Here is a 26,806-nt window from a genome sequence, read left to right as displayed (position 1 = left end):
GGTTATGCGTAGGGTGGGCACGGTTTATGTGCCCACGCGGAAATAACGGTGGGCTCTATCGTGCCCACCCTACGAGGTGTCCGGCGGCGCCACCGGGCCTTTCCAGCCGGCCGGCGGCTTGCTCTTGGTTTTGGTTTGTGCCTGGGCGGCGAGACTGACCACCGACACCGGCGCACCGCCCACATTGCTGCGATTGCGCTGTTGCTCGATTTTGTCTTGCTCCAGCTTGGCGGCCGCCCGCTCGCCGCGGCCGGCGATCATGCTCAGCAGATAGCCGTTGGACTTGAGCGGCAGCACTAACGATTCGGGACGGTTGACGACCAGTTTCATCATCTCCGCTTCCCAAATCGCTGCCGGCGCCGAATAGGCGATGCCGTTGCGCTTGATCTGCGCGTCCTTGATCAGCGGCACCAATTCTTTGGTCAAGGCCAAACGTCTGGACCAGCGCAGTTCCTGCTTGGTGGGCTTGAACAGCTCCAGGTAGCGCAGCAGCGCACCGACCAGGCTGATCGGCAGGCCGTTGAGTAAACCGGTCCATTCGTTGCCGGCCGCCACTTCCAGCGCCTGGACGATATCGACGTCCTTGCCGCAGTACGGGCACGGGATGGCGCAGGCGTTGCTCACAGGCGGCACTCCAGGCCGGCGACCACCATGATCGGCGCGGCCCAATGGCAATACGCCAGGTAGGCAAACGCGGCCCAGCCGATGGCAGCGATCCAGCGGGTATCGGTGAGCTGGTGGCGCAAACGGCCCTCTTTGCCGAGCAGGTCGTCGATGATCCGGTCGTGCCCGGACAGGCGTTGGTCGCGTTCAATTTGCTGGCGGCGGCGGCGTTGTTCGATCATTTGGTTAACCAAAGGCATGGCGTCTCTCCTAGTAGAAAGCCCAGTCCGATTGCACGCGCACGCGCAGCCGGTTGTGCGGTTTGTGGCATTGCCGGGCCACCAACCGCTTGAGCTGGTTGGCCTGGCGCTGGGTTTTGCCGGCGTAGTCGCCGCGCAGAAATCGATTGACGAGATAGTTGTTCATGGCGGCCTCAATGGCGGGTAACCGTCTCGGCCAGCGTGATATGCCGGCCGTGTTGTTCCAGATAGCGGGTGGCGTTGGCGACCATGGCCTCGCCCAGCACCGCCGACGGCGCGTTGCGCTCGCCGGGGTTGGCGACTTCGGTGCCTTCGATTTCAACGCCGTGTTCGGTGTCGCGGATTTTGATCAGGTAAATAGCCACGGAGCCTCCTACGCGACCGATTGCAGGCACAACGCCTGTTTGGCCACCGCATCCACCAGGGCCACGTTCAACTCGCGGTTACCGCGGAATTGCTGGATGGCGGCAACCAAGCCCTCGATCAGCATCCGAGCGCTGCCCTTGCTGTAGGCATACAGGCGCTTGACCACGTCGTCGCTGACGTCCTCGTCGCCGAACGCGGCCTGGGTCAATGCGGCGGCATCGTCGGCGGTGATGCCTTTCACCGTTTCCGGCCAGAAGCCGGTGCGGCTGCGGATTTGGTCGAACTGGCCGTGGGCTGGTCTGATCAGGCCGGTCAGGTGTTCGGTGCCGGCCAGCACGATGCCGATGTTGGCCAGGTCGCGCAGCCGGCGCAGCGTGTGCAGCACGTGCGGCGTCAGCGTGTCGGCCTCGTCGACGATCAACAGGCTGTCGGTGTTCTGCAGGCTGTTGATGACCGACTGGAATTTGTCGTCGATGCTGCCTTTGCCCTCGTAGCCGGCCACGGTGCGTGCCAGCAGCTGGATCAGGCTTTGCACGGTCATGGTCGGTGTGGCTTCGATCAGATAGGTATTGGGCGTGGTGCGTTGGTAATGCTTGACGGCAAAGGTCTTGCCGGTGCCGACGAAGGCGCTCAATACTGCGAAGTTGCGGTAGCGACGGGCCATTTGGCAGGCGGTCAAGGCCAAACGAAACACGCTGGTTTCCACCGGCGCCACGGTATCGCTGGCGGTGTCGTCGGCGTGTTTCATCGCGTTGGCGACGTTGACTAGCATTTTGCTGGGGCTGGTGGCATAACTGCCGCCCAGGATTTGGCTCAGCGTGCTGGCCGAGACGCGGGCCAGCCTGGCCAGGGCCGCTTGTTTGTAGTCGCGCTCGGCCAACCAGCCTTTGATCTGTTCGATCAGGGCGATATCGTCCGGCGTGTAGTGTTGGGGATAGTTGCTCATAAAACCACCTTGCCGTCCGCGTTGCGCAGAATGTCCAGGAATTCGCGGGTGTCATACCGCAACTGGTCCAGGTTCTTGGCCTCGGTTTTCATCAGCACCGCGCGATCTAATTTCCCCAAAAACAATTCAATAGCGCCTTTAACGTGTGGCTTGCTGACCGGCTGGTACGCCGTGCGCTGCTGCTCGTGAAACTCACTCTGATAATCCAGCGATAGCAGCTCTCGGCTATCAATGTCCATTCTGACAACCGCCCATACCATCGATTCGCCCAACTGAATGGCTAGCCGTCGGTTGACTAAAAATGCATCGGTAAATGTGCTCATAGGGTTTGCCTCACTCAAAGCTAAAAAGATCAATCTCAATGGTTTCCGGCAGCGCCGGGGTTTGGTTCAACAGGGTTTGCGCATCGCTGGCGACGGCGTCGGCGTCGATGACCAGGCCGGCGCGGGCGTTGAGTTCGTCCACCTTGCGCTGCAAGCGTTTGCGTTGGTCTTCCACCCGCTTGTCGCGGCGCTCTTCCAACCGGCTCTTGTCCACGGCATCGACGCTGTTGATCAAATGCGCATCGCAGATCCAGCGACCGTCCTGGGTGCGAATGACGGCGACGCTGTTGTCCATCAGGTCGTACTCCAGCACCACTTGCAGGTGGTTGTAAGCATGCAGGTCCGGATGGCCGTATTGGCGCTTGTTATGGGTGATACTGGCCCGGCGCACGGTCAGCAACACCGCCTGCCGCTTCATTTCCAGCAGGTCGGCATGCGGCGGCAGCGGCGACAACTCGCCCCACACCTGGGCGCGGCTGACGTGCTTGTTCTCCGGGTGTTGGCGTTGCACGTAGCGCGAGATCCAGCCGTTAAATGCCTCGGCAAATTCCATCAAGGTGGGAGGTTGCAACTTGCCACCTTTGACGGCTTTGATGGTTTCGGCGCGGGCCTCGTCGCACATGTCGTCGCCGCAGTAAAACGCCGGCCGCCAGGCTTTCAGAAAGTCGCGCTTCACTTCCACAAAGAAACGTTCGATCCAGCCTTTGCCGTGCGGGTTGCCGGGTATGGCATGAATCACTTCGATGTTGTGGCGTGCATAAAAGCCGGTCATGTCGTCGGACATGAGTTTGTTCTTATGGCCGGAACCGTTGTCCACGTAGAGGAACAGCGGCACGTGGTTCCAGCGGGCGAAGGTTTCCGCCCACAAGTTCTGCACGGCCGTGGTGCCTTCGTGCTCGTCGGCCCGCCAGCCGACGATAAAGCGGCTGCGCAGATCCATCGCCACGGTCAGCTCCGGGCGCCAGGGGAATTTGCCGTCGATGGGGTTGACCAGATAAATATCGGCCATGTAGCCGTCGGCGACGTACACGTCGCCCGGCAAGGCGCGCTCGGTGCAGCGACGGATGTAGGCCTTCTCGGTCAGGCGGTACAGCTTGCGACCAATCCGCGCCGGGCTGTGGCGGCCGAGCATGGCCGGCACGCTGCCCAGGTAATGCCGCACTTGGTCGTAGGTGCAAGCAAAGCCGTCCACCTCCGCCAGCTGTCGCCAGACGACGGACATTTCCGGTTGGCTGGGCTGGTTGTAATACTCCAGCGCCGGCCCCCACCAGGCCGGCTGTTCGGTGACGACGCGGCCCTTGTGTTGCTCCAACAGATCGACTCTACCGCCGCCGGCTTTGACCACCTTCAACCATTCGAACAACACGCTGCGGGTTGGCGCCAGGCGGTTGGCTTTGGCGGCGGTCTTCATCGCGTTCTGCAGGTAAGGATGCAGCGCGCCGGTTTCCGCGCGGGCCAGCAAGGTTTCGATCGCTTTGTTGGCGCTAAACCCGTTGCGCTCCATGTCCAGAATGGTGTTGACGATATCGAACCGTGCCGTAGCGACCGCCCGCTGGCTGTCGTTGGCCTCTTTCCAGGGGTCGCGCTGGCGTAGCGCGATGACCTGGGCAGTGGGGCGCACGGCGAGGCTGTTATCGGCCATCTGTTGTACGAGTGGATTGGCGTTGCGGCGCATGGCTCATGCCCTCTATTTGTCCTTTTTGCTCGGCCGGCCTGGCCGGTTGGGCCGGGCGTCTTCGCGCTTGGCTTTGGCCGCTTCGTGCTTGCGCTCAATCAACGGGTAATCCAGCAGCCAGCGCTGCGCCTCGTCGTCGGTCAGCATGTGCTTGCTGGTGATAGTGTTCGGCAGATCGACCAAGCTATTTAGGCGGATATGCTCCATCACCGTAGCGGCGCGGGCGGCGATGACGTTGGCGGTTACCCACAGCTGCTCGATCCGCAGCTCTTTCTCGGCCACTTCCATATCGTTCATCTGCTCGTTAAACACCGCTTGCAGGCTGTTTAACGCCACTTCGCATTCGGCTTGGTACGCCAAGCACTCTTCGCGGACGGTGTGGGTTTTCCAGTGGAACTGGTAGTCGCGGTTGTCGCGCTGTTTGAACTTGTTGATAACCGCGTCGCGGTGCTCGACCTCGGCGTTCAATTGCTGATTGCGCCGCTCGGCGGCTTTCAGCAAATCGCGCAGTTGGTCGTAGGTCATTGTTTCGGCTTCGTCGAGAATGTCCTTGCCGTTTTCCGCGACCTGATCGATGACTTCTTGCGGCATTTTTGCCAGCAGCAGCACCGGCTTTTTGCCCAGCTTGAGCATTTGTGCGCGCTTGGATGTCGGTAGACGGCTAAAGAACTTGGCGATACGAATTGCCTCGTAAACCCGCTCTTTCGGCATGCCGGCGGCGTCAATCCATTCGATAAAAGTACCCAGTGCGCCGCGTCGCACTCGCTCTTCATTGTCACCTTCCAGTGCGCTGGCAGTGCTTTTTATTGACTCTTGAGTGGCCCAAAACGCAAATCCGGCGCGGCAGGAATGCCAAACGCTGCGATTGAGCTCTTCAATGCCAGTCTGAAAGAGTTCTTCGGAAGACAAGCCGGCAATGCCAAATTCGTCTAGGCATGCGGCTAACTGATTATTGAGTGCGCCGCGTCGCACTAGCGTCTCAGAGTCAACCTCTACTCCATCAATAAACGTGGATATCGATGGAAGGCCCCCGTCTAACTCGCTGGTGCCAACCCTCAACGCGCCAATCCCCAGATCGATTTCTTGATCAGCCATCTGCTAATCCCTCCGCTTCTAGTTTTTTGAGTTTTTGAAAAATTTCCCGGCCTTGGCCGAAATGAGCCCGGCTGACGCCGCGTAGTACGTTGGAGGCATTGCGATAGCCGTGCCCCTCGGCTTCCGCCCATTTGGTCAAGTTCGATCCGCGCTTACGCAGCGCATGCAGAACCGCGTCTCTGTCCAGCAATGCAGACATGTGTTAATCTCCACAATGTAATTCAGTTGCATACATTGTGTTACTCGTTCGAGTAACTGTCAACTCTTTTTTGGTATCCGTATGAGTAATTTTGGTGATCGATTGAAGGAAGAGCGGGATCGGCTGCAACTGAGTCAAAGTGCATTCGGTGAAATCGGCGGCGTGCGCAAACAAGCACAATTCAATTATGAGAAAGGGGAACGTTGTCCGGACTCGAATTACCTGGCGGCCATTGCCGAAATCGGGGTGGATATTGCCTATTTATTGACCGGTAAACGTATACAGAATGCGGCGGTGACACCAATGGAGGTTGCGCTGCTGGATAATTACCGGCATAGCGCGCACGACGTGCAATTGGGTGTCAGCAAACTTTTGGCAGAGACCGGCAGAGCGGTCGACCGGGCAAACTCTTTGGCTCAGTACCCGGAGCTCCCGATCTCAGGTTTAGGGCTGGGTACTCATTCGAGTGCTGTGCATAGCGAAGGCTTTGCCGGCGAGGGTAATGGAATATGAATATCGATCTGAAATGGTATGAAGTCCTAGGCGGCCTCGTAATAGGTATTGCCGCCATCGCCTACATGGCTACCAAAGAACAAGCCGACTATTTGCCAACAACTGCACCCGCCACTCAACTGGCATCCCAACCCGATGCAACTTCTACGCCTGTGCCAGACGGTTACCCTTATGGGGTTGACCAAACCGACCCGGACAATTTCGGTCAAGTTATGCAGTTGGCACTGCGAGGCAATTACCAGGCGCAACGCAATATAGCTTACGGGTTTGCCGCACAGCCCTATCATGGCCAACAGAAAAATCCGGTTTTGGCGTGCGCATGGTATTTGGTCGTGCTGAACTCAGGCAGCAAACATTTAGGTATCGGCGACGCGAGCAATGCCGAAATCTACTGCGGCAAACTGGAGCCCGATTTACTGGAAACTGCGAAACAACATGCCAGCCACTTTGCGGCGGAGATTGCTGAAAATACTAAATTTGGCAAATTGGACTAAAACGGAATTTTTATGAAACGGACTATCCTGACTATCGTAACTGTAATTTCTTTCATAATCGGCAGTGCCGAAGCTGCCCAAGCCCGAAGCCAAACAGCAATTAGGGATTTTAAACAGGCGCATCCTTGCCCCACCAATGGCAATACTAAAGGCGCATGCCCCGGTTATGTGATTGATCACATAGAACCATTGGCCTGCGGCGGCGCAGATGCACCAACAAATATGCAATGGCAAACCACGGCCGACGCAAAAGCCAAAGATAAATGGGAGCGTTCCGATTGTCCTGGGCTTATGGATGTTAGAGGTCGCCGTTCATCATCCGGCTTTTTTAGCAAGCGGAAATCGACAACAGGCAAGCATTCGACCGGTGGCTCCGGATATGGCGGCAACGCACCCAGCGCACCGACCGGCAGCGGTAATTATCACATCGGTCCTCGTGGCGGCTGCTACACGTACAACGGTAGCGGCAAAAAACAATATGTGGACCACTCATATTGCAGTTGACCGGTAGCCAATGGCTCAAATTGAGTATCGTGATGTAACTGGAGTTTTTGTTTACTTCTCGCAAGAACAAATTGCGGGTTTACTTATGGCTATGTCGCCGGAGCAGCGGAGATTTTCCCGAGTATTAGCGGATACTATTCAAAATCCGCATGAAATATGGAAGGCCATGCGTGAAGATAAAGCGGTCAAAGGTAAATGGAATTGGTCTCGCTTTTATATACAGTATCTCGACCTAACGGAAACCGATATCGACGAAAATTTCGGCGCAGCTGTAATGGGATTTACCTATAACACCAGGTGGGAACTTGAAACGGTTGGGCTATTACTTGGAAGCCAAGAAAATGTCATGGATAGAATCGACGAAGAAATAAGGAAAGGGGCTTGCGAATATTCCGCATATCAACATTAAACGTCGCTAGGAATTCTTCAGCACCAAGAACTCCCAAAGGCAGCAGTTGAACTTTAACGCCTTGGATTGGCTTTTCTAACATAATTTATCTCCTATCGATTGGCGGCGGATCATCGCCTTTTGGCAATCCAAGCATATGCCGCCAAACTCGATTGAAAACCCTGGGGTCTGCGGTGACTTCGTGCCATTTCGTCCCGCCCTTGCTCTCGTAAAACGCCTGGATGCGCTGGTAGTTGCGGTCGGCTCGTTCCTGCCAGGTCATAGCAGCACTACGCGCTTTGTTTCAATGATCCGGCCGGCGCCGGCCGTATTGGAGACAAACCATTCGTCGACGGACATGCGTAGCCAGCCGTAATACGCGGCGGCGTAGTGCAATGAATCCCGATGATGAAACTGCAACGGCTTGTACTCTCCGCGTAGGTAATAGTCGAAACAGAGCAACTCGAAATCGCCAAATTTGACCGAACCGCAATACTCCATCCAACTATTGATAAACTCGATCTGCTTGAAGCCGGCCGAGCGCCTTTCGCCGCCGATTGCGCTCAACATATCGCCCGGTAGCAAAAACGGATGATCCGGATCGGAAATGGGTAAGGGTTTTAGATTGAGGGTTGGGGGTGTAAAAAATCCGAAGACGTAGGCGTCTTCCACCGACAGCCGGTCGAATCCGTTTTCGCGATGTAGCAGCGCGTTCATATTGCGACCCTGCGCACCGAGCGGTCCGGCAGCCATTTGCGCCAGCGCCAGGTATGTGTCATGGCGGATTCCCTCCCGGAAACACAATCCAAACAGTCACGCACGGCAGGACGTTGAGGCAAAGGCGCTTGTTGTACGGCGACCAATGCGCGCCGATCCACACGCTACCCCAGCGAAACAGCACGCCGGCTTTCATGGCGACACCCCCAACAACGCGCCGCGCCTAGCCTGCACCGGTTTATGCAATGACACGTCGGCCGCCGCTTGGTAGCCGGCGGCGCTGGCTTGCCAGTCGTTGCCGTGCTTGGTGGATGCGCCGGGCCGTGTATCGTCGCTCAACATGTCTCCGTACTTTTGCTGCTTGAAGGCGGCAATGGCTTGTCGCTCGGCTTCATTACCGGCGAATTCGTTGACCTGCTTGGCGATGCGATTAACCCAGGCCTGGCAGAACAAGTCGGCGCGCCTGATTTTCGTTGGGCGTTTCAGGCGGCTGCTCTGGCCGGCGTTGAATGCCGCGCGGTCGCGCTGCACATGGCGGCGCAACACATCGTAGGTGTACGCGGCCAGCTCCGGCTTGATACCCAGCCCAAAAAAACGCACCTGGGTATGGATATTGATGAAACCCAACTCGCAGACCACGCCGCAGCCAAAGGCCTTGGCAATAATGACGGACAGATCGCCCAGATAGGGCGGCAACTTAAAGGCGGCACCGGTATCGACCGTTTCGTCATGGACATTGGCCGCGGCCACGTCACCACTGGTGAGGTTGTACTTCTGCATCAAAGCATCGGCCTGGCGTTTCGCGGCTTCGGCTTCCGCCGGGTTGTCGCTACTCGCCAGGGCCAGACATTTGGCGATTTTGTTTGCGATTTTTTTCAAGTCGTCAGGCGTCATCACGCATTACCCCGGCTTATTGGCTTTGATCCGGATGGTGCAGGTGAACTTACAGCGCGCGCATAGCGGCCCGAATAACGACCAGCCGACAAACAGATACAGGTATTTGCGGCCGATCGGGATATGGCCTCTGATCATCCAATAGCCGTCATCGCGTATCCAGAACGCCTCGCGGTCCTGCATGTTGCTCCAATCAGCGCGAAAGTTCGGATCGTCCGGACATCCCAGCACCATGTAGTTAACTCGGTTGCCGCCGTTGCGCCACAGCCAGCGGATACGGTTCCAGAGGCTGAGCGGGTCGCTGCCGGGCCGGATATGCTCGGTGCGCCAGCCGTCGTCGCCGGACAGATCGTTGTCGATGGTTTCCAGCCACGTGAATGGGAACAGCAAAAAGCGTTTGTCGTTGGTGGTAAAAGACGCCACGGCAATGGGCGCCAGCGGGTAGCGGGCAACGGCGACCAGCAAATGCAGCGGCAGGTACAGCAGCCATTGCATGATTCTGCGTGTGAGTGTCATCGGAGTTTCCTGTTGGGTTAAGACGCGGCGAACGATACGCCGGCGGCCTGCCGTTGCTTACCCTGGAAACGTTTCCAGCCTGACCGGCCTTCGCGCGCGCGCGTAAATTTCACCCTGCATTTGATTCGTTTTTGAATCGTCATTAACGCAGGAGACTGAGATGAAATTACCGAGATTGTCTGTGTGGGCGGGCATAAGCCTGCTGCTGTTGGTCGTGATTGCGCTGCTGTATCCGCAGCAGATCGGCGTGGCCGTGTTCAAAGTGAGCTTGGTGACGACGGCCGGCGTGGTGGGTTATTACCTGGACCGGTCGTTGTTTCCGTATGCGCGGCCGGATGGGTATTTGGCCGAACACTTTCATAACCGCTACAAGCCTCTGGCCAACAAAAATGATGCCGATATCCGCGTCAACGAGGGCTATCACCTGGTCTTTGCCCTCGCAATGATCCGCCGGGCGCTGATCGTGGCCGCCGCGATGTTGGCCGTGGGCTTGGGGGCGTAATGGCACGCCGCAGCTTACATTTGGCCGACATCGCCCGCGAATTGCTGGCGTTGTTCGGCGGCATTCTGGTGATATTGATGGGCGTGCATTTGCTGTCCGGTCCGGCCCAGGCCGCACCTATCGTACCGCGCGCCGCTATCGCTTACCGGTCCGATCTGACGCGCATCGCCCATGCCGAATGGGGATTGGCTGCGCCGGTGGCGGCGTTTGCCGCACAAATCCATCAAGAGAGTGGCTGGCGGCCGGAGGCGGTGTCCCGCGTCGGCGCCAGGGGCATGGCACAGTTCATGCCGGCCACGGCGGTGTGGTGGTGCCAGGTGCAGCGCCCGCCGGCCGAGGATTGCCAGCCGGCCAATCCGGTTTGGTCGATGCGTGCCTTGGTGGGGTATGACCGCTGGCTGTATCAACGGGTATCGGGTGATTCTGATTTCGACCGGCATTGGGCAGCATTGCGCAGTTACAACGGCGGCCTGGGACATTGGTTGAACGAGGCTAAAAACGCCGGCAGCTATCAGCGCGCGGAGGTGGACCGCGCTTGCGGATCGGCCAGCCGCGCGGCCGTGCATTGCGCCGAAAACCTGGGTTATCCCCGGCGCATTCTATTTACTCTGCAACCTCTCTACTCCGCTTGGGGCGGGGAGGTTACGCCATGACTCGCATTTATCTCGCCGGCCCGATGTCCGGCATCGCTGACTTCAATTACCCGCTGTTCAACGCAACCGCCGAAAAGCTGCGCGCCAAGGGTTACCACGTGGAAAACCCGGCCGAGAATCCGGTGCCCGAGGGCAACAGTTGGCGTGAGTATATGCGGCTATCCATTCGGCAGATGTTGACCTGCGACATGGCCGTGTTTTTACCGAATTGGGAGCAATCGCGCGGCGCCCAGCTGGAGCATGAAGTGGCGACGCAATTATCCATGCCCATCCGTATGGTGGGCGATCTATTGGCGGAGGACGCATGAATCCATTAGCGATAGCCGGCTTGGCCGGCCTGATCTGCGGCCTGGGCGGCGGCGTCTATGTGACCGGAGCCGCGATGGGCGAACGGATTGCAATCATGGAAGCCAGCCAGGCCAAGGCTGTGGCGGCATCCGCGCAAATTTACCACCGCCGGTTTGTCGACGAGCAAGTCCGCGGCGATGCGCTGTCCAACCGGTTGGCGCACACCGAATCCGATTTAAACCTACGCACCCTGGAGGTGACCCGTGCCGTTTCTAAAGTTACTACTGGTCGCGCTTGTCTTGGCGATGCTGCTGTCCGCCTGCTCAACCGCGCCCCGCGTGACGATCCAACCGTGTCCGAAACCGCCGGCGCATCTGTTGCAGAGAGTGCCGCCATTGCCACCGATACCGACGTCGCCGGCTGGATCGGCAACGCCCAAGGCCAATACGAAACCTGCCGAGCCCGGCTCGGCGCATTGATCGATTACGAAGAAGGACGTCCCGATGACCGAACAGAACAATAACGAAGCCGCGCTGGCCCAACAGATTGGCCACTTGACCGGCGAAATCCGCGCCATGCATGCGGCGGTACTGGCCAGCATTGAACATTTGCGCGAGGACATGCGCCGGCTGGAAGACACCAGCAACAAGCGCATCGAGCGTCTGGAAGATCGGTTGTCCGGTCGGTTGGATGCGGTGGAAACCAAGATCGGCGAGCTGCAAAGCGAGGACAAACGCATCATCGAGAAGGTGGCCAAGCTGGGCGCCTTGGGTGGCGGTGCCAGCGGCGCGCTGGTAGCCGGGCTGGTCGAGATTTTGAAGCGAGTGGTCTAGCACATGGCCCACACGCCGGAAACACGGGCCAACGTCCGCCGCATGTACGTGGAGGGCATGGCGCTGACGGCCGCTGCCGCTTGCTGCAATGTCAGCTACGACACGGCGCGCGAGTGGAAGCGGCTGGGCAAGGAACGCGGCGACGATTGGGATACGGCGCGGGCGGCCTATCGCATCAGCGAGCAAGGCATCGACGAGCTGAACAAGAACATGATCGAGGATTTTGCCCGGCTGGTGTTGACCACGACGCGTGAGCTGGACAATTCGCCGATTCCGGCCCATGAAAAAGCCGGCGTGCTGTCGCAGCTGGCCGACGCCCATGCCAAGTTCGCCAAGGCCTTTTCGCGCATCAATCCGCAGTTTAGCGGGCTGAGCGTGGCGCTGGATACATTGAAAACCGTGGTGGATTTGTTGCAAAAGCGCGACCCGCAAGCGTTGCGGGCCTTGCAGCCGCATATTGAGGAGATTGGGGCGGTGTTGGGGAAGAGGTATGGGTGATTGGGTATGCACGACTCCAGTTTGCGAGAAACAGTCAGACGCTTACACCATGGAAGAGGGGTGGGCATTTTGCGATGGCTGCGGCTGTGCGATGACTCAACAAAATTCAAAAAATGTAGGGCGGGTTAGCGATAGCGTAACCCGCCAATCCAATGACAATAACGCGAGGTGTGTATGTCGCCAATCATGAAATATTTTAACTACGAACACCTGCCGGAGCATTTGCAGGAAATCAGCAAACCCATCGGCGATTTAGCCAGGCAGATGGATGAATCGTTGCCGGATGGCGCGGAAAAAAGCGCCGGATTGCGCAAGCTGCTGGAGGCTAAAGACTGTCTGGTTCGGGCGAAGTTGGGATAGTCCATGATTACTGCGGCCGAAGCGGAAATCTTAGCCAAGCAGGCCATGACCGATTATGTCAACGCCTGCCATTGCCAAACCGAAGAGGATGTTGCCAATGTGCTAATGAAGTTGGCGAGCATATGCGGTATTGGCATGGTGGCGGTTGTTGGTCATGCCGATGCGGTTGCCAGGATGCAAGGTACGACGGATTACATATCTGAAAAGGTATCGACTACTCCTTGGAAAGTCACGAAGGCTAATTGAACGCCATGTCTGAATCCATCGACATCCAAGAAGTTCGCAATTGGCGCGAGTTCGAAAAAGAGCTGGCCGTTCTCGGCGAGCAAATCCGCCAGCAGATAGAGCTGGAGTGCGAGGCGTTTGCCACCGATCCGGCGGCGAGCCGCGAGCGGCGAGAACGGGCCTGGAACGACTACGGCTATTTCTGCAAAACCTATTTCCCGCACTATGTGCCGACGCCGCATTTCAGCCAGTTTCACGAGTTCATCTTTCTGCGCTTCCCGCAAGTGATCGACGGTGCCGCCGACGCCCGCGAGGTGCATCAAGCGCCACGGGGCGAGGCGAAATCGACCTACGAAACCCAGCTCGGCAGCTTGTGGTGCATCGTCACCGGCCGCAAGCACATGATCGGCATCATCATGAACACCGAGGAACAGGCGGCGGAGATGCTGGAAAGCATCAAGGCGGAGTTGGATACCAATCCGCGCTTGATGATGGACTTTCCGGAGGCGTGCGGACGCGGTCGGGTGTGGCAGGCGACGACGGCCATCACCGCCAATAATCGCAAGATTCGCATCGGCGGCACAGGCAAAAAAGTGCGCGGGATGAAACACGGACCGCACCGGCCGGACCTGATCTTCCTGGACGATCTGGAAAACGACGAGAACGTCCGCGACAAAGGCCAGCGCGACAAGGTGCAGAAGTACGTTTTAAGCGCGGTGCTGGGTTTGGCCGGACCGGGCGGCGGCATGGATGTGTTTTGGGTGGGTACCAGTTTGCATTATGACGCGGCGATCAACCGTGTCAGCCGCGCGCCGGGCTGGCGGCGGAAGGTGTTTCGGTCGATTTTGAAATGGCCGGACCGGATGGACCTTTGGGACCAGTGGGAAGCGCTGTACACCCGCAGCGGCGACGACGATGAAAAGGAACGGTTCGAAGCCGAGGCGCTGGCGTTTTACGAAGCCAACAAGGCGGAAATGGATGCCGGCGCGGTGGTCAGTTGGCCGGAGGTACGGCCGCTGTACCGGTTGATGTGCATGCGGGCGATTAATCACGACGCCTTCAGCCAGGAACAGCAAAACGAGGCCGGCAACGATGAAAACGCGCCGTTTAAGGATATTCAGTTTTGGGTTAACCGGTTGGCGGATTGGGTGTTTTTCGGTTCGATAGACCCGTCATTGGGCAAGAAAGGCACGGTCAAGGGCGACCCGTCGGCGATTCTGGTCGGTGGTTTGGACCGCAAGAAGATGACGCTGGACGTGGTGGAAGCCGATATCTGCAAGCGGGTTCCAGAGTTAATCATTACCAGAGCAATTGACTATCAGATTGAGTATCAATGCCTGGCGTGGGCGGTAGAAACTGTGCAGTTTCAATTTTTTCTGCATACACAGTTAATAAAAGAGGCGGCGCGCCGTTCTATTGCATTTCCGGGAATTCCGGTGCAGCCGGATACTGACAAAGCGCTGCGGATTATCAGTTTGCAGCCATACGTTAATAATGGCCTGATTCGGTTACATCGGAATCAGTCAACCATGACCGAGCAATTGAAGTTCTGGCCCGAGGCCACTCACGACGACGGCCCGGATGCGCTGGAAATGCTGTGGCAGATCGCCAAACAGTTTGGCGGCGAATTTGAATACACCCCGGCGGGCGGCGGACGCGGCAAACGCCGGTCTACCAGCCGTCGGAGTGCTGATTATGATGAGGATTGGGATGATGACTAAAAGAAGACCGACCGAAGTTGCCGCGATTAACGTTATCTCAGAATTTCTAGCGGAGATATTCGACGGCATTGTTCCGCCATTCAGTCTGATCGAAGATGGTTCTGAAGACTCGGCGAAAGGTAAGTGCGGCTGGGCTTTTTGGGTTTTAGCAGACGATTCGACGTCGTATGTACATGAGGATTTGTCAATCGAATGGTACGGCACCGATTGGTTTGATGGATGCGATGAGGATATGACCAATGATTAAACAAGCCAAAGCCGCCCTGGCCGCGCTGGCGGGTGTCAGTAAAAAAGGTCTGCAAGTGCTGCAAGCCGGCGCTCGCTCCACGCAAAGCACGCCGATGAATTACAACAGCGTCAACACGCTGGACCCGACCCGGCTGGCGAACGCCTTTGCCCAGGCCGACCAGGGTTACATCACCGATCAGGCGACGCTGTTCGAGTTGGTCGAAGAGCAGGACGCGCATATTTTCTCCGAGCTGGCCAAGCGCCGCCGCGCGGTGACCGGGTTGAACTGGGACTTGCATCCGAAAGACGATGCCACTCAGGCCGAGATCGATCGGGCAAAAGAGCTGAAAGACATGCTGTGCCAGATCAAAGGCGTTGACGATTCCGGGCAGCGAAAATACCAAAGCTTTTCCGACGTGCTGTTCGATTTAACGGATGCGATCGGTAAAGGTTTGGCGGCACAAGAGATTCAGTGGCGCACCGGCGCGGAATGGGTGCCGGCGGCCTTGCATTGGGTGCCGCAGCGGGAGTTTCAAATCGATATCAAAAGCGGCGAGTTGATGTACCGCAAAAACGGCATGCCGGAGTCGCTACGCGAGTGGGGCTGGGTGATTCACGAGCACCGGGCGAAGTCGGGCTACATCGAGCAGGCCGCGCTGTTCCGGGTCCTGGCGTGGACTTATGCCTACAAAGCCTACAACGTGCGCGACATGCAGCGATTCCTGGAAGTGTACGGCATGCCGCTGCGCTTGGGTAAGTATCCGGCCGGCATTGGCAAGACCGAACGCGACCAGTTATTGCGCGCGGTGCGCAATATTGGCAACGACGGCGCCGGCATCGTGCCCAGCACCATGACCATCGATTTCGTCACCCAAAGCTCGACCGGCAATGTCACCGATTTTTTAAACGCGATCCAGTATTGGGAGCGCAAGCAATCGATGGCCATCCTGGGCGGGACGTTGACCAGCCAGGCCGACGGCAAGACCAGTACCAATGCGCTGGGTGCGATTCATGACAAGGTGCGGCGCGAAATCATGCTGCACGACGTGCAGCAGATTCAACCGACCGTCAACCGCGATATCGTCCGGCCGATTGTGCTGTTGAACGGGATGTTTGCTGAAGATCGCATCCCGGAATTTTGCTACGACACGTCCGACGAAGTGGACCAAAAGGCGATGGTGGAGGTGTTGGAGAAAGGTGCGGCGTTGGGCATGGAAATCGATGTCGATTGGGCACACCGGGCGTTGCAGATTCCGCGCGCAGGCGATCAGGCAAAGATTTTGACGACGGCGGGCCGTGCTGCGGCGCCGAGTCCGGCCGGGGCGGCGTTGTCCCGTCTGGCGGCGCTGGCCAGGCAACAACAAGACGGTGATATCGTCGGCAATTACAGCCAGCAATTGGCAGCGCTATGCATGCCGCACGAAGAGGCGGCGATTCAGCAGATTGCGGCGGTGGTGGCGGCAGCGGGGTCGTTTGATGAGGCGATTGCCGGCATTGAGGCGCTGAATCTGGACAGTAAAGCTTGGGCTGGATCGTTGCAGTTGGGGATGGCGGCGGCGCATATGGCCGGGCGCGGCGATATCGGCGGTGCAAAATGAGTGTGCATATCGAATGGACGCAGGGCGTGGCGCGGACGTTCGATCCCGGCAAGCGCTTCGAGGATGCGGCGCCGTTCGTATCCGTCGTGAAATTGGACAAAATCGGGCCGGATACGGTGCTGCTGTCGGCGGATTTGTCGCAACGTAAACTCAGTCGCGGCGATATCGCCGATTTGAAAGCCGAATTAGCCGCGGCCGGGTTTGAGTTGGTGCATTGCTGGCGCAAGATCGGCCGCAAAGTGCCTTACGGCGGCAGAGTGATCCGCACCAAGGGCCAACTGGCACTGTGGGAGATACCGTTGTGACCGATTCGCCGGCCAAGCTGCCGTTTAATGAGGCCATCGACTTTTACAAAGCCAAAATCCAGCTGCCAACCGCCAGTTGGACCGATATTTGGGAACAACAGCATAGCCATGCGTTTGTCGTGGCCGGCGCCGCCCACGATGCGCTGGTCGAAGACTTCTATAACGCGATTTTCGACGCCAAGCAGAACGGCGGCGGGTATGAGGATTTTCGCGGGCGGTTTGACGATATCGTGGCCAAGCACGGCTGGAGTTATAACGGTTCCGCCGGCTGGCGGAGCAAAATCATCTACGACACCAATATCAATCAATCGTACAACGCGGGACGGTGGCAGCAAATACAGGCTGTTAAACACTTGCGGCCTTATTTAGAGTATGACCATACCTCCATTGAGCATCCGCGCCTGGAGCATAAGGCCTGGGATGGTCTGATTTTTTCGGTTGATGATCCAGTAGTTGACGTCATTTCACCGCAGAACGGTTGGGGCTGCAAATGTCGCTGGAATTCGTTGTCGCAATGGGAGGCGGAGCAGTTGTGGACTGCCAAGGGTATGTCCGGGCCTGATAATTTGGTACTCGAATGGGAAGAAAAGACGGTCGGCAGCAAAGGTGCGTCGCCGCGCACTGTACGAGTGCCGAAAGGGATCGACCCCGGCTTTGCGTATAACCCCGGCAAGGCGTATCTGGAACCGCTGACGGTGCCGCCGTTGACGGGTTACGACGCGGTGTTGAAACAGCGCGATAAGCCATGGCCAACGGATTTTGTAAAGCCGGGCAAATCAAAGGCGACAAATGTTTCATCCAAGATCATTAATCCTCCGGGCGCCGTTCCGGAAGAAGCCGTAGCTGAATATCTGGATATTTTTGGGGCGACGATGGATCAAGGCGTGGCATTTACCGATGCGGCTGGCAGTACCTTGGCGATTACCAAGGCGCTATTTCAAGACGGCAAAGGCGATTTCAAATGGCTGGCCAGCGAACGCAAAGCCGAACGGTTGCGGTATATCAATTTGATGGCGATGGCCTTGATTGAGCCGGATGAAATCTGGTGGCTATGGGTTAAAGATCATCACGAAAAAGGTAAGTGGCGGCTCAAGCGGCGTTATCTGCGCGCATTCACGGTCGATGGCGAGAAAACCTATGCCGTGACGGTATTTGAGTGGGGCAGCAATGGCTGGACGGGTTCGACAACGTTTATGACGAATCAGCCGACAGAGGATTTACGCGAGGAGTATTTCGATAAGCAGCGCAACGGCCGCTTGGTGTTCAAGAAGGGTGATTGAGCCAAGCTTCTGCACAAACTTGGCAGCAGGATCGGGTTTGAGGGCCATGCAGAACCGCAGCTCCGTCACCATGATACTTATTATATAGGCGATGAACGATTATGCAATTTGAGATCGAGTTTGATACCAGTCACTTGGATCATATTTTGGAAGCGGCCAGGCGTGAGATTGCAACACCGGAGGAGATGCTGGGCAGTATCGGCGAGTCGTTGTTGCGGGTTAATCGAAAGCGGCATGAAAAAGGTGTCGATCCGGAGGGTAAGGCGTGGAAGCCGCTGTCTACGATGACGTTGGCTGAGGGCAAGCGCAAAGGTGGACCGCTGAAAAAAACCGGGCGGATGTTGGCGAGTTTGAATTATCAGGTGTCGGCGAATACGTTGATTTTGGGGTTTGACGGTGCCAGGGATGCCAAGCTAGCGGCAATTCACCACGGCGGTACCGATCCCTATGTGATTCGGCCGCGAAATAAGCAAGCGTTGGCGTTTGGGGGGATTGTGCGGCGGCGGGTGAATCATCCAGGCTTACCCAAACGGGAGTTGCTGGGCTTTCCGGAGAGCGACAAGAATTTGGTGGAGCATGTGACGATCGATCATCTCACCCGGGTTTTAAACCGGGTTCGATGATCGTTTGAAGGGGATTTAATCGGCGTATTCGATGACTTCACAATGGATAACGAAGCCGGTTAGATATGGCACGCCTTTCGGTATGCCGTATTCTTTCGAGGTCATTTTGCTGATCTTCCAATTCATCCATTGGTCGACGGCGGCGGCGATCGCATCGGTTAGGTCGGGCTTTAGTAAAAGATGGTTTAGGACGGTATCGCCAAATTGTCGGCCGTACCGGCTGTCTAAAAAGGGTTGGATGGTTTCGAATGGCTGATGGGTGGCATTGGCAATTTTTTCGACCGCTATGGGCCATGCGGCGGCCGGGTCGGTATGCCCATCTAAAGTGCCCCAAAAGCCCCATTCGGTATTGTGTGTTTGAGGGATGATTTGCGCCATTGTTTCTCTCCGTCGTTGTGTTGTGTTGACGGTATTGACGCTCTGTTGCGGCAGGTTTTCAAGCGAAAACCGGGGGAAAATACCCGTATTACGCGGCTAATTTATGCCGATATTCTCGGGATATTTCCTACAATTGAGCCCGATTTTGTCCGGAATTCAAGATTTTTGATGTTTCGGTGAGAATCTAGTGTTTTCGGGGGTTTCCGGGCGAAATGGGGTTAGTTAACCCGTCCCGTTTCCACCCCCTCCCTACTCCCTGGCCGTCGAAAACCACAAACGCGCGGAGCTGGCCGCCAAATCGCTGAGCGCGTTTAACCGGCAGATTCTGGAGTCGGTGCAACAAGGCGTGGTGGTCTACGATGCTGATGGCCGCTACCAGCTATGGAACCGTTTTATGCAGACCCTGACCGGCATCGGCGAAGACGACTGTTTGGGCCGGACACCGCTGGAAAAATTTCCCTGGCTGGCGGCAACCGAGGTCCCGGCCGGGATCAAGCGCGCCCTGAAAGGAGAAACCGTCTACCACGCCCCGTTCCAGAGCGTGGACGGTCGTTGGCTCGGTTCGGTGCAGACACCGTTGCGCGACGCCGACGACCGCATCGTCGGGGTAATCGAACTGGTGAAGGACGAGTCGACGCAAATCCAGTTCGGCCAATCGCTATCCACATCGGAAGCCCGGTTCCAGAGCATTCTGGACCATACGCCGACGATGATTTTCACGAAAACCCCGGACGGCGCCTACCAAATGGTCAACCGGCAATTAGCTGCAATATTCGGCCTGAACGAAGACGAGGTGCGCGGCCATTTCGATGCCGACCTGTTCCCGGCCGAGATTGCCGCCAGCCTGAGCGGCAACGACCGCATGGTATTAGAGGCCGGGCAGCCCATGATCTTCGAAGAACAAGTCCCGCACCGGGACGGTACGCTCCGAACCTACTTGGCGCATAAGTTCCCGCTACGCACCCCCGGCGGCGACATCTACGCAGTCTGCGGCATTTGCACCGACATCAGCGAGCGCAAGGCGGCCGAAAAACGGCTGCAAGAAAGCGAGCGGCGTTGGAAATTCGCCTTGGAAAGCGGCGGCGACGGGGTCTGGGACTGGGACCTGGCCAGCGGCCAAGTGTTTCTATCGCCGCGCTGCATGGAAATCCTCAATTTCGACGAACTCGACGCCCGCAATAACTACCGGCATTGGAAAGCCAGCATCCATCCGGAAGACAGCCCGAAACTGATGGCCGATTTGCAGGCCCATCTGAATAATCTGAACCCACGTTTCAGTAACGAACACCGAATCAAAGTCGACGGCGACTGGCGCTGGATCTTGAGTCGCGGCCTGGTCATCGAACGCGACGCCAACGGCGAGGCCCTGCGGATGATCGGCACTCACACCGATATTTCCAAACGTAAGCTACTGCAATGGCAACAATTGGAAAAAATCGTCGCCGGCGCGCCGGAAGCGGCGCTACTGGTCGCAGCCAGCGGCAGCATTCTGCTGGCCAATCAACCGGCGGCAACGGTTTTCGGTTATGCGCGCGAGGTCCTGATCGGCCGTAACGTCGACGATTTGGTGCCGTTTCCGGCCAGCCTGAACCACGCCGCGTTGCGCGAGCGTTTCATGCGGGATGACGTAGCCAGGCCGATGAGCGCCAACCGCTCGCTAGCGGCACTGCGTGCCGACGGCAGCCAGTTTCCGGTGGAAATCAGTCTGAACCCGCTCGAGATCAACAATCAACACACCGTATTGGTATCGGTGCACGACGTTAGCGAACGCAAACGCCTGGAACGGGAAATGCAATTGATGGCGATGATCCACCAAGCCATCGGCGAAGCGGTGATGGTCGCCGACGCCAACAATCGGATTATCGCCATAAACGACGCCTTTACCCGCCTGACCGGTTACCGTGAAGAGGAAGTGATCGGCAAAACCACCGATATTTTGAAATCCGGCCGCCACAGCCCCGACTTCTACCAGCATATGTGGCATTCGTTGCTGCAGACCGGCCACTGGCAAGGCGAAATTTGGAACAAACGCAAAAACGGCGAGATTTACCACGAGTGGCTGGTGATCAACAGTATCTATAACGAAAACGGCGAGCTGGAACGCCGCGTGGCCATGTTCTCCGAAATTACCGAACAAAAACACGTGGAACAGGCCATCTGGCGCCAGGCCAATTTCGATCCGCTGACCGATCTGGCCAACCGCCGCATGTTTCAGGACCGGCTGAACCAGGAGATCAAAAAATCGGCACGCGACCGCACAGGCTTGGCGGTAATGCTACTGGATCTGGACCGATTCAAGGAAGTCAACGATACGCTGGGCCACGGTATGGGCGACGTATTATTGAAGGAAGCGGCCAAACGCCTGCTCGATTGCGTTCGCCAAGCCGACACCGTGGCCCGCCTGGGCGGCGACGAATTCACCATCATCCTCGGCGAACTGGAATCGCAGGCCGACACCGACCGGGTGGCGCAGGCCATTCTGCACAGTCTCAGCGAGCCGTTCCGCTTGGACGCCGAACTCGCGTATATCTCGGTCAGTATCGGCATCACCCTGTATCCGCAGGATGCCACCGCCGCCGAGCAGTTGATGAAAAACGCCGATCAGGCCATGTATAGCGCCAAGCAGCAAGGCCGCAACCGCTACAGTTACTTTACCGCCGAGATGGAACAAGTCGCGCAAAACCGCATGCGACTGACCAACGATCTGCGCCAAGCTTTGGTCAACGGCGAATTGGAACTGCATTACCAGCCGGTCGTGGACCTGACCACCGGCGCCATGCATAAAGCCGAAGCGTTGTTGCGCTGGCGCCATCCGAAGCGCGGCAGAGTCAGTCCGGCCGAGTTCGTACCGCTGGCTGAGGAAACCGGCCTGATCGTCGACATCGGTGACTGGGTGTTCCGGGTGGCGGCCCAGCAAATCGCCCGCTGGCGCGCCAGCCACGCGCCGGATTTCAAAATCAGCATCAACAAATCGCCGGTCCAGTTCGCCCGCCATAACCGAGTCGACAGCGAGTGGCTGGCTTACTTGCAATCGCTGGGTCTGGCCGGGCAGGCCATCGTGATCGAGATCACCGAAGGTCTGTTGCTGGATGCCGACAACGTGATCCGCGACCACTTGTACGCCTACCGCGATGCCGGGATCCAGGTTGCGATCGACGATTTCGGTACCGGCTATTCGTCGCTGTCGTATTTGAAAAAATTCGACATCGATTACCTGAAAATCGACCGAAGCTTCGTCCGCAATCTGGGGTTTGACGCCAGCGATCTGGCATTGTGCGAAGCGATCATTGTCATGGCCCACAAATTGGGCCTGAAAGTCGTGGCCGAGGGCATCGAAACCCGGCAGCAAATGCAGCTGTTGCGGGCCGCCGGTTGCGATTACGGCCAGGGCCATCTGTTCTCCAAGCCGTTACCGGCGGAAAAATTTGCCGACTTGTTCGGTAGCAACCTGATCGAGGCCCAAGCCGCCGCCGACGGCGATTCCGCCGCTAACAGATCGGCCGACGGCGAGCCCGAACGCGATTGACGGTTGTCAAACGGCGGCTGATGGCCGACACTTAGGGTCGAAACCGGGGCCAATCCGGCGCCCCGCTGCAAAGGAGCCTGTATGCCGATCAAGATCCCATTCGCCGCAGCACTGCTGTTGAGCTGCGTAATGGCCGCCGCGCCGGCCACAGCTCAGGAGGCGCCTTCGCCGCTGCAAGCTCTGCAAAACTTCGGCATCGGCGCCGAGCAAATCGCCCAGTTGGACCGCGGCGAGATTGTCGGCTACGACGTCAGCGAAACCAGCCAAAAGGAGTTGGCGATAGGGGTGGCAATGGTATTGCCGGTGCCGTTGGCGCAGATTGCCGATTACATCAAGAAGGGCAATATGAATGCGATCGAAAGCGACATTCTGGCCAGCGCGACGCTGGGCCCGAATCCGAGCAGCGACAGCTTTAAAAAATTCGCCTTCACCGACAAACAACTGGACGAAGCCAAGGCCTTTCTGGCCGCCGAAGCCGGCGACGAATTCAACCTGTCCAAAGCCGAGCTGGACCGCCTGAACAGCCTGCAAGCCCAACTGGAAGACGCCGACGACAAGACCCTGTTGAAAACCGCCAACCAGACCTACCGCGAGTTCTTGCTGCAGCGCCTGCTGGCGTACAAAAAAAACGGCCTGAACGGCATCGCCGCCTACATCCGCGACGGCGGCAGCGCCGACCCCGCCGCCGAGTTGCGCACCGACGCCGTCAACAGCAAAGCCTGGGCCCGCTACTTTCCGGAATTGCAGCAAGCCTGGTTGACTTATCCGGCCGCATTACCTGCCAACACGACCGAGCAATTCATTTGGTTGAATCGGCGGGTGGAAGACCGGCCCACCGCGATTCTGAATCATAGGCTAATCTCAGTCGGCGATGCCGGCGGTATCATCCTGTCCCGCCAGTTTTACGTCGGCCACTCCTACAACTCCAGCCAGGTCGTCGCCGGCGGTTTGCCCTATAAAGACGGTACGCTGGTGTTCTATTCGATCCGCAGTTCCACCGACCAGGTCGCCGGCATGGGTAGCAGCCTGAAACACTCGATCGGCCGCGAGCAAATGAAAAAGGAGATGGTCAAACGCCTGCAGCGTCTGAACAAAGATTTGAAACGCAAACCGGCGACCGTGGCGGCAGAATAATCATGACGACGCCGGTCGATTGGCGGCGACCGGCATGCCGCCGCCCCCGCCAGCCTTGCACATCATCCCGGCCCTGGTAAACCAAGCCGGTAACCAGTTTCCTCCCCAGCCCTAAAACCCTGATGAATATTAAACACAAAGCACACCCCTGGCACGGCATCCATCCCGGCGACAATGCGCCGGACATCGTCACGGCCTTCATCGAGATCGTGCCGTCGGACACGGTCAAATACGAAATCGATAAAGACAGCGGTTATCTGAAGATCGACCGGCCGCAGAAGTTTTCCAACATGATTCCGACTTTATACGGTTTCATTCCGCGCAGTTATTGTGCGGAACGCATCGCCGAATTCGCCGCCAGCCGTTCCGGCCGTGACGTGACCAAGGGCGACGGCGACCCGCTGGATATTTGCGTATTGAGCGAACGTAGCGTGACCCACGGCGACATCCTGCTGCAAGCGATCCCGATCGGCGGTTTCCGGCTGCTGGACGGCGGCGAGGCCGACGACAAGATCATTGCGGTGATGAAGGGCGACGAGTTTTACCGGCAATGGCGCGATGTTTCGGACTGCCCGGATTCCTACATCAATCGGCTGAAACATTATTTTTTGACCTACAAACATCTGCCCAGCGAGAAGAACGTCTGCGAAATCACCCACGTTTACAACCGCGAAGAAGCGCATGAAGTGATAAAACGGGCCATGGCCGATTACCAATACCACTTCGGTTGCCAGGACGACGAGTAGTCCGGGTCCGGCACCTTTTTTTGGCGACTACAGGGCGGCGGCTTTGGAAAACACCCGGATCACCACCACGCCGGACACGATCAGAAACATGCCGGCCAGCGCCGGAACATCCAGTTGCTGGCCGAACAACAGCCAACCCACCGACGCGATCAAAACGATGCCGACTCCGGCCCAGACCGAGTAGACGATGCCGATCGGGATATAGCGCAAAGCCAGCGCCATAAAAAAGAACGACACCGCGTAACCGGCCACCACGATCAGCGCCGGCCAAAGCCGGGTAAAGCCGTCGCTGGCTTTCAGCGCCGAAGTCGCCACCACCTCGCTGCCGATTGCCACGGCTAATAACAACCACGGATTCATATCCACCTGCCTGTTTATGGAACGACCCCGACATTATTAGCCCGAATCGGCTTGCCCGGTCAACGCCGAATCGGCCGACCAAGGCCGCAGCAGTGCTGAACCGGCATACAGTCTATTGCCGAATTCGGTGGTTTATTAATGTCGCCAATTTCGATAAATTGTCCGTCGGGCCAGCCTGGGCTAACGCCCGCTTGCCGCGGCGCCGGACCCGGCCTTGATTTGGCAGACTCGTTTCGACCGCGATTGCCGCTAACAGGAAGAAAAAACAGACCATGAAGACTTTTGTAGACAAGGTTCTGACCCAGGCCGAATTTCAGCCGGCCCGATTGCTGGAAATTTTGCGGGCGGTGCAAGCCGAATTCCGCCACATTCCGGAGCCGGCCATAGCGCAGATAGCTGCGAGTTTGCAAATTCCGCGCACGCAAATCATCGCGGTCGCCGAGTTTTACAGCTTCCTGCATCTGACGCCGCAAGGCCGCTACGATCTGCTGGTCTCCGACTCGATTACCGACCGCATGCTCGGCAACCGGCAAGTGCTGGACGCGCTGGCCGCACGCTTGCAAGTCCAAGTCGGCAGCGTGCGCGGCGACGGTCTGGTCAGCCTGAACCGCACTTCCTGCACCGGCATGTGCGACCAGGGCCCGGCCGGGCTGGTCAACGGCTATCCGCTGCCGCGTCTGACCCCGGCCAAAATCGACACGCTAGCGGCGTTGATCGAACAGCAAGTGCCGCTGGCGGACTGGCCCGCAGACTTATTTCAGGTCGACGAACCGATTTACCGCGCGGACTTGCTGTTGAAGCAGCCGTTCAGCAGCGGCGAGGCGTTGCAGACCACGTTCGCCCGCGGGCTGGCCGAGACCCTGGCCGAAGTCGACCTATCGAATTTGCGCGGCCGCGGCGGCGCCGGCTTTAAAACCGCGTTGAAGTGGCGCACCTGCTCGCAGCAAGCGGCGACGCCGCGCTATGTGATTTGCAACGCCGACGAAGGCGAGCCGGGCACCTTCAAAGACCGCATGTTGCTCGACCTATACGCCGATCAGGTTTTCGAAGGCATGACCGTCTGCGCCGCGATCATCGGCTCCAGCCACGGCCTGGTCTACCTGCGGGCGGAATACCTGTTCCTGCGCGACAAGCTGCTGGCGGTGCTGCAGGCCCGGCGCGAGCAAGGCTTGCTCGGCAAGGCGATCTTGGGCCGGGAAGACTTCGATTTCGACATCGAAATCCGCATGGGCGCCGGCGCCTACATTTGCGGCGAGGCTTCGGCCCAAATCGAATCGCTGGAAGGCAAGCCCGGCATCCCGCGCACCAAGCCGCCGAATTCGGTGGTGTGCGGCTACCAGCGCAAACCGACCGTAGTCGACAACGTCGAAACCTTTTTTGCCGCCACCCACATCGCCATTCAAGGCGGACAGTGGTTTGCCGACGTCGGCACGCCGCAGTCGACCGGCACCAAACTACTCAGCATCAGCGGCGACTGCCGGCGGCCGGGAATTTACGAATACCCGTTCGGCACCCCGGTGCGCCAGATTCTGCTGGATTGCGGCGCCGACGAAGTGATGGGCGTGCAAGTCGGCGGCCCGTCCGGCACTTTTATCTCGAACCGGGAACTGGACCGGGTCCTGGCGTTCGAAGATCTATCGACGGCAGGTTCGTTCATGGTGTTCAACCGCTCGCGCAACCTTTTCGCCATCGCCCAAAACTTTATCGACTTTTTCGCCCACGAGAGTTGCGGCTTCTGTACCCCGTGCCGGGTCGGCACTTCGCTGCTGAAAAACCAGTTGGCAAAAATTGCCGACGGCCACGGCGCCACCGAAGACCTGGAACAGCTCAGCGCCTTATGCGAAGTGGTCAAAAACAATAGCCACTGCGGCTTGGGCGAGTCGGCCGCCAATCCGATATTGACCACGCTGCTGAGTTATCCGGAGCTCTACCTGCAACAATTGCAAGCCAGGGAATTCGCGCCCGGCTTCGATCTGGACGCGACCTTGGCGGCGGCCCGCCGCCTGGCGCAGCGCGACGATGCCGCTGCGCATTTGAACCAAGTGGAGAATTGAC

General features: G+C 58.0%; 36 protein-coding genes. 22 read left to right on the top strand and 14 right to left on the bottom strand.

From position 1 onward, the window contains the following. Positions 1-69: 69 nt before the first annotated feature. The 9 genes from ACH518_RS09585 to ACH518_RS09545 form a co-directional block, all read right to left on the bottom strand. On the bottom strand, positions 70-624 hold the full coding sequence (locus tag ACH518_RS09585; RefSeq protein ID WP_445372726.1) for a hypothetical protein: 555 nt from the start codon (positions 622-624) through the stop codon (positions 70-72). Next, entirely contained in the window at positions 621-863 is a 243-nt protein-coding gene (locus tag ACH518_RS09580) for a hypothetical protein (RefSeq protein WP_445372725.1), read from the bottom strand. The genes ACH518_RS09585 and ACH518_RS09580 overlap by 4 nt, the downstream gene beginning before the upstream one ends. Positions 864-873: 10 nt before the next feature. Then, entirely contained in the window at positions 874-1,029 is a 156-nt protein-coding gene (locus ACH518_RS09575; RefSeq protein WP_278211997.1) for a hypothetical protein, read from the bottom strand. A 7-nt stretch (positions 1,030-1,036) separates the two neighbouring features. After that, a complete protein-coding gene (locus tag ACH518_RS09570; protein ID WP_445372724.1) occupies positions 1,037-1,228 on the bottom strand; it encodes a hypothetical protein in 192 nt (63 codons plus the stop codon). A gap of 8 nt (positions 1,229-1,236) precedes the next feature. Further along, complete coding sequence (locus ACH518_RS09565) at positions 1,237-2,175, bottom strand: AAA family ATPase (RefSeq protein WP_445372723.1); 939 nt, start codon at positions 2,173-2,175, stop codon at positions 1,237-1,239. Further along, entirely contained in the window at positions 2,172-2,498 is a 327-nt protein-coding gene (locus ACH518_RS09560; protein ID WP_278211993.1) for a hypothetical protein, read from the bottom strand. The genes ACH518_RS09565 and ACH518_RS09560 overlap by 4 nt, the downstream gene beginning before the upstream one ends. A gap of 10 nt (positions 2,499-2,508) precedes the next feature. Next, positions 2,509-4,140, bottom strand: coding sequence for a transposase (locus ACH518_RS09555; RefSeq protein ID WP_445372722.1), 1,632 nt, complete (start codon positions 4,138-4,140; stop codon positions 2,509-2,511). 45 nt (positions 4,141-4,185) lie between these two features. Next, positions 4,186-5,145 (bottom strand): hypothetical protein, encoded by a 960-nt coding sequence (locus ACH518_RS09550; RefSeq protein ID WP_445372721.1) that lies wholly within the window; start codon positions 5,143-5,145, stop codon positions 4,186-4,188. Positions 5,146-5,260: 115 nt separating this feature from the next. Further along, positions 5,261-5,467, bottom strand: coding sequence for a hypothetical protein (locus tag ACH518_RS09545; protein ID WP_445372720.1), 207 nt, complete (start codon positions 5,465-5,467; stop codon positions 5,261-5,263). An 81-nt stretch (positions 5,468-5,548) separates the two neighbouring features. Between ACH518_RS09545 and ACH518_RS09540 the strand changes: the two genes are divergently transcribed. The 4 genes from ACH518_RS09540 to ACH518_RS09525 are packed head-to-tail and all read left to right on the top strand — an operon-like array spanning position 5,549 to position 7,387. After that, positions 5,549-5,980, top strand: coding sequence for a helix-turn-helix domain-containing protein (locus ACH518_RS09540; RefSeq protein ID WP_445372719.1), 432 nt, complete (start codon positions 5,549-5,551; stop codon positions 5,978-5,980). After that, on the top strand, positions 5,977-6,474 hold the full coding sequence (locus ACH518_RS09535) for a hypothetical protein (protein WP_445372718.1): 498 nt from the start codon (positions 5,977-5,979) through the stop codon (positions 6,472-6,474). Before ACH518_RS09540 ends, ACH518_RS09535 begins: the two co-directional genes overlap by 4 nt. A gap of 12 nt (positions 6,475-6,486) precedes the next feature. Beyond that, positions 6,487-6,978 carry an HNH endonuclease signature motif containing protein gene (locus tag ACH518_RS09530; RefSeq protein WP_445372717.1) on the top strand — a complete coding sequence of 164 codons (492 nt, stop codon included), beginning with the start codon at positions 6,487-6,489 and terminating at the stop codon, positions 6,976-6,978. Between the two features lie 10 nt (positions 6,979-6,988). Further along, positions 6,989-7,387 (top strand): PBECR2 nuclease fold domain-containing protein, encoded by a 399-nt coding sequence (locus ACH518_RS09525; RefSeq protein WP_445372716.1) that lies wholly within the window; start codon positions 6,989-6,991, stop codon positions 7,385-7,387. Positions 7,388-7,645: 258 nt separating this feature from the next. On the opposite strand, the gene ACH518_RS09520 is transcribed toward ACH518_RS09525, so the two are convergent. From ACH518_RS09520 to ACH518_RS09510, 3 genes are all read right to left on the bottom strand, one after another. Beyond that, positions 7,646-8,083, bottom strand: a complete 438-nt coding sequence (locus ACH518_RS09520) for a hypothetical protein (RefSeq protein ID WP_445372715.1) — start codon at positions 8,081-8,083, stop codon at positions 7,646-7,648. 192 nt (positions 8,084-8,275) lie between these two features. Further along, the gene (locus ACH518_RS09515) at positions 8,276-8,977 is read right to left on the bottom strand and encodes a DUF2786 domain-containing protein (protein ID WP_445372714.1); all 702 of its coding nucleotides are present in this window, start codon (positions 8,975-8,977) and stop codon (positions 8,276-8,278) included. Between the two features lie 6 nt (positions 8,978-8,983). Then, positions 8,984-9,493: a DUF7338 family protein gene (locus ACH518_RS09510; protein WP_445372713.1), complete on the bottom strand. Its 510-nt coding sequence runs from the start codon at positions 9,491-9,493 to the stop codon at positions 8,984-8,986. Positions 9,494-9,653: 160 nt separating this feature from the next. Here ACH518_RS09510 and ACH518_RS09505 point away from each other — a divergent pair, with 160 nt between their 5' ends. The 14 genes from ACH518_RS09505 (at position 9,654) to ACH518_RS09440 (ending at position 18,607) form a co-directional block, all read left to right on the top strand. Further along, positions 9,654-9,995, top strand: a complete 342-nt coding sequence (locus tag ACH518_RS09505) for a putative holin (protein ID WP_445372712.1) — start codon at positions 9,654-9,656, stop codon at positions 9,993-9,995. After that, complete coding sequence (locus ACH518_RS09500) at positions 9,995-10,648, top strand: transglycosylase SLT domain-containing protein (protein ID WP_445372711.1); 654 nt, start codon at positions 9,995-9,997, stop codon at positions 10,646-10,648. The genes ACH518_RS09505 and ACH518_RS09500 overlap by 1 nt, the downstream gene beginning before the upstream one ends. Further along, the gene (locus ACH518_RS09495) at positions 10,645-10,956 is read left to right on the top strand and encodes a DUF4406 domain-containing protein (protein WP_140911049.1); all 312 of its coding nucleotides are present in this window, start codon (positions 10,645-10,647) and stop codon (positions 10,954-10,956) included. Before ACH518_RS09500 ends, ACH518_RS09495 begins: the two co-directional genes overlap by 4 nt. Then, positions 10,953-11,459: a hypothetical protein gene (locus ACH518_RS09490; protein WP_445372710.1), complete on the top strand. Its 507-nt coding sequence runs from the start codon at positions 10,953-10,955 to the stop codon at positions 11,457-11,459. The genes ACH518_RS09495 and ACH518_RS09490 overlap by 4 nt, the downstream gene beginning before the upstream one ends. Beyond that, the gene (locus ACH518_RS09485; RefSeq protein ID WP_278211974.1) at positions 11,440-11,769 is read left to right on the top strand and encodes a hypothetical protein; all 330 of its coding nucleotides are present in this window, start codon (positions 11,440-11,442) and stop codon (positions 11,767-11,769) included. Before ACH518_RS09490 ends, ACH518_RS09485 begins: the two co-directional genes overlap by 20 nt. 3 nt (positions 11,770-11,772) lie before the next feature. Next, positions 11,773-12,267, top strand: coding sequence for a DUF1804 family protein (locus tag ACH518_RS09480; RefSeq protein WP_445372709.1), 495 nt, complete (start codon positions 11,773-11,775; stop codon positions 12,265-12,267). A 186-nt stretch (positions 12,268-12,453) separates the two neighbouring features. Next, positions 12,454-12,627 carry a hypothetical protein gene (locus tag ACH518_RS09475; protein WP_445372708.1) on the top strand — a complete coding sequence of 58 codons (174 nt, stop codon included), beginning with the start codon at positions 12,454-12,456 and terminating at the stop codon, positions 12,625-12,627. Between the two features lie 3 nt (positions 12,628-12,630). Continuing rightward, positions 12,631-12,873 carry a hypothetical protein gene (locus ACH518_RS09470; RefSeq protein WP_445372707.1) on the top strand — a complete coding sequence of 81 codons (243 nt, stop codon included), beginning with the start codon at positions 12,631-12,633 and terminating at the stop codon, positions 12,871-12,873. A 5-nt stretch (positions 12,874-12,878) separates the two neighbouring features. Beyond that, positions 12,879-14,573 carry a phage terminase large subunit gene (gene terL, locus ACH518_RS09465; protein WP_445372706.1) on the top strand — a complete coding sequence of 565 codons (1,695 nt, stop codon included), beginning with the start codon at positions 12,879-12,881 and terminating at the stop codon, positions 14,571-14,573. Next, positions 14,563-14,820, top strand: a complete 258-nt coding sequence (locus tag ACH518_RS09460; protein ID WP_445372705.1) for a hypothetical protein — start codon at positions 14,563-14,565, stop codon at positions 14,818-14,820. Before terL ends, ACH518_RS09460 begins: the two co-directional genes overlap by 11 nt. Then, positions 14,813-16,399 (top strand): DUF935 domain-containing protein, encoded by a 1,587-nt coding sequence (locus ACH518_RS09455; RefSeq protein ID WP_445372704.1) that lies wholly within the window; start codon positions 14,813-14,815, stop codon positions 16,397-16,399. The genes ACH518_RS09460 and ACH518_RS09455 overlap by 8 nt, the downstream gene beginning before the upstream one ends. After that, complete coding sequence (locus ACH518_RS09450) at positions 16,396-16,704, top strand: hypothetical protein (protein WP_445372703.1); 309 nt, start codon at positions 16,396-16,398, stop codon at positions 16,702-16,704. Before ACH518_RS09455 ends, ACH518_RS09450 begins: the two co-directional genes overlap by 4 nt. Positions 16,705-16,823: 119 nt before the next feature. After that, positions 16,824-17,984: a PBECR2 nuclease fold domain-containing protein gene (locus ACH518_RS09445; protein ID WP_445372702.1), complete on the top strand. Its 1,161-nt coding sequence runs from the start codon at positions 16,824-16,826 to the stop codon at positions 17,982-17,984. A 101-nt stretch (positions 17,985-18,085) separates the two neighbouring features. Then, positions 18,086-18,607, top strand: coding sequence for a phage virion morphogenesis protein (locus tag ACH518_RS09440; protein WP_445372701.1), 522 nt, complete (start codon positions 18,086-18,088; stop codon positions 18,605-18,607). Between the two features lie 15 nt (positions 18,608-18,622). Here ACH518_RS09440 and ACH518_RS09435 read toward each other — a convergent pair whose 3' ends face one another. Continuing rightward, a complete protein-coding gene (locus ACH518_RS09435; RefSeq protein WP_445372700.1) occupies positions 18,623-18,985 on the bottom strand; it encodes a hypothetical protein in 363 nt (120 codons plus the stop codon). A 256-nt stretch (positions 18,986-19,241) separates the two neighbouring features. Between ACH518_RS09435 and ACH518_RS09430 the strand changes: the two genes are divergently transcribed. The 3 genes from ACH518_RS09430 (at position 19,242) to ACH518_RS09420 (ending at position 24,391) form a co-directional block, all read left to right on the top strand. Next, positions 19,242-22,511 carry an EAL domain-containing protein gene (locus ACH518_RS09430; RefSeq protein ID WP_445372989.1) on the top strand — a complete coding sequence of 1,090 codons (3,270 nt, stop codon included), beginning with the start codon at positions 19,242-19,244 and terminating at the stop codon, positions 22,509-22,511. A gap of 81 nt (positions 22,512-22,592) precedes the next feature. Next, positions 22,593-23,645, top strand: a complete 1,053-nt coding sequence (locus tag ACH518_RS09425; protein WP_445372699.1) for a hypothetical protein — start codon at positions 22,593-22,595, stop codon at positions 23,643-23,645. Positions 23,646-23,767: 122 nt separating this feature from the next. Beyond that, positions 23,768-24,391 carry an inorganic pyrophosphatase gene (locus ACH518_RS09420; protein WP_140913084.1) on the top strand — a complete coding sequence of 208 codons (624 nt, stop codon included), beginning with the start codon at positions 23,768-23,770 and terminating at the stop codon, positions 24,389-24,391. A gap of 27 nt (positions 24,392-24,418) precedes the next feature. Here the strand turns inward: ACH518_RS09420 and ACH518_RS09415 are convergent, their stop codons facing one another. After that, the gene (locus ACH518_RS09415) at positions 24,419-24,751 is read right to left on the bottom strand and encodes an SMR family transporter (RefSeq protein WP_140913083.1); all 333 of its coding nucleotides are present in this window, start codon (positions 24,749-24,751) and stop codon (positions 24,419-24,421) included. A gap of 272 nt (positions 24,752-25,023) precedes the next feature. Between ACH518_RS09415 and ACH518_RS09410 the strand changes: the two genes are divergently transcribed. After that, entirely contained in the window at positions 25,024-26,805 is a 1,782-nt protein-coding gene (locus tag ACH518_RS09410) for an NAD(P)H-dependent oxidoreductase subunit E (RefSeq protein ID WP_445372698.1), read from the top strand. The last annotated feature ends 1 nt before the right edge of the window (position 26,806 follow it).

It is taken from the genome of Methylomonas sp. HW2-6, assembly GCF_052474525.1.
Note: the sequence above shows the minus strand (reverse complement) of the source record. Positions and strands in the feature narration are given on the sequence as shown.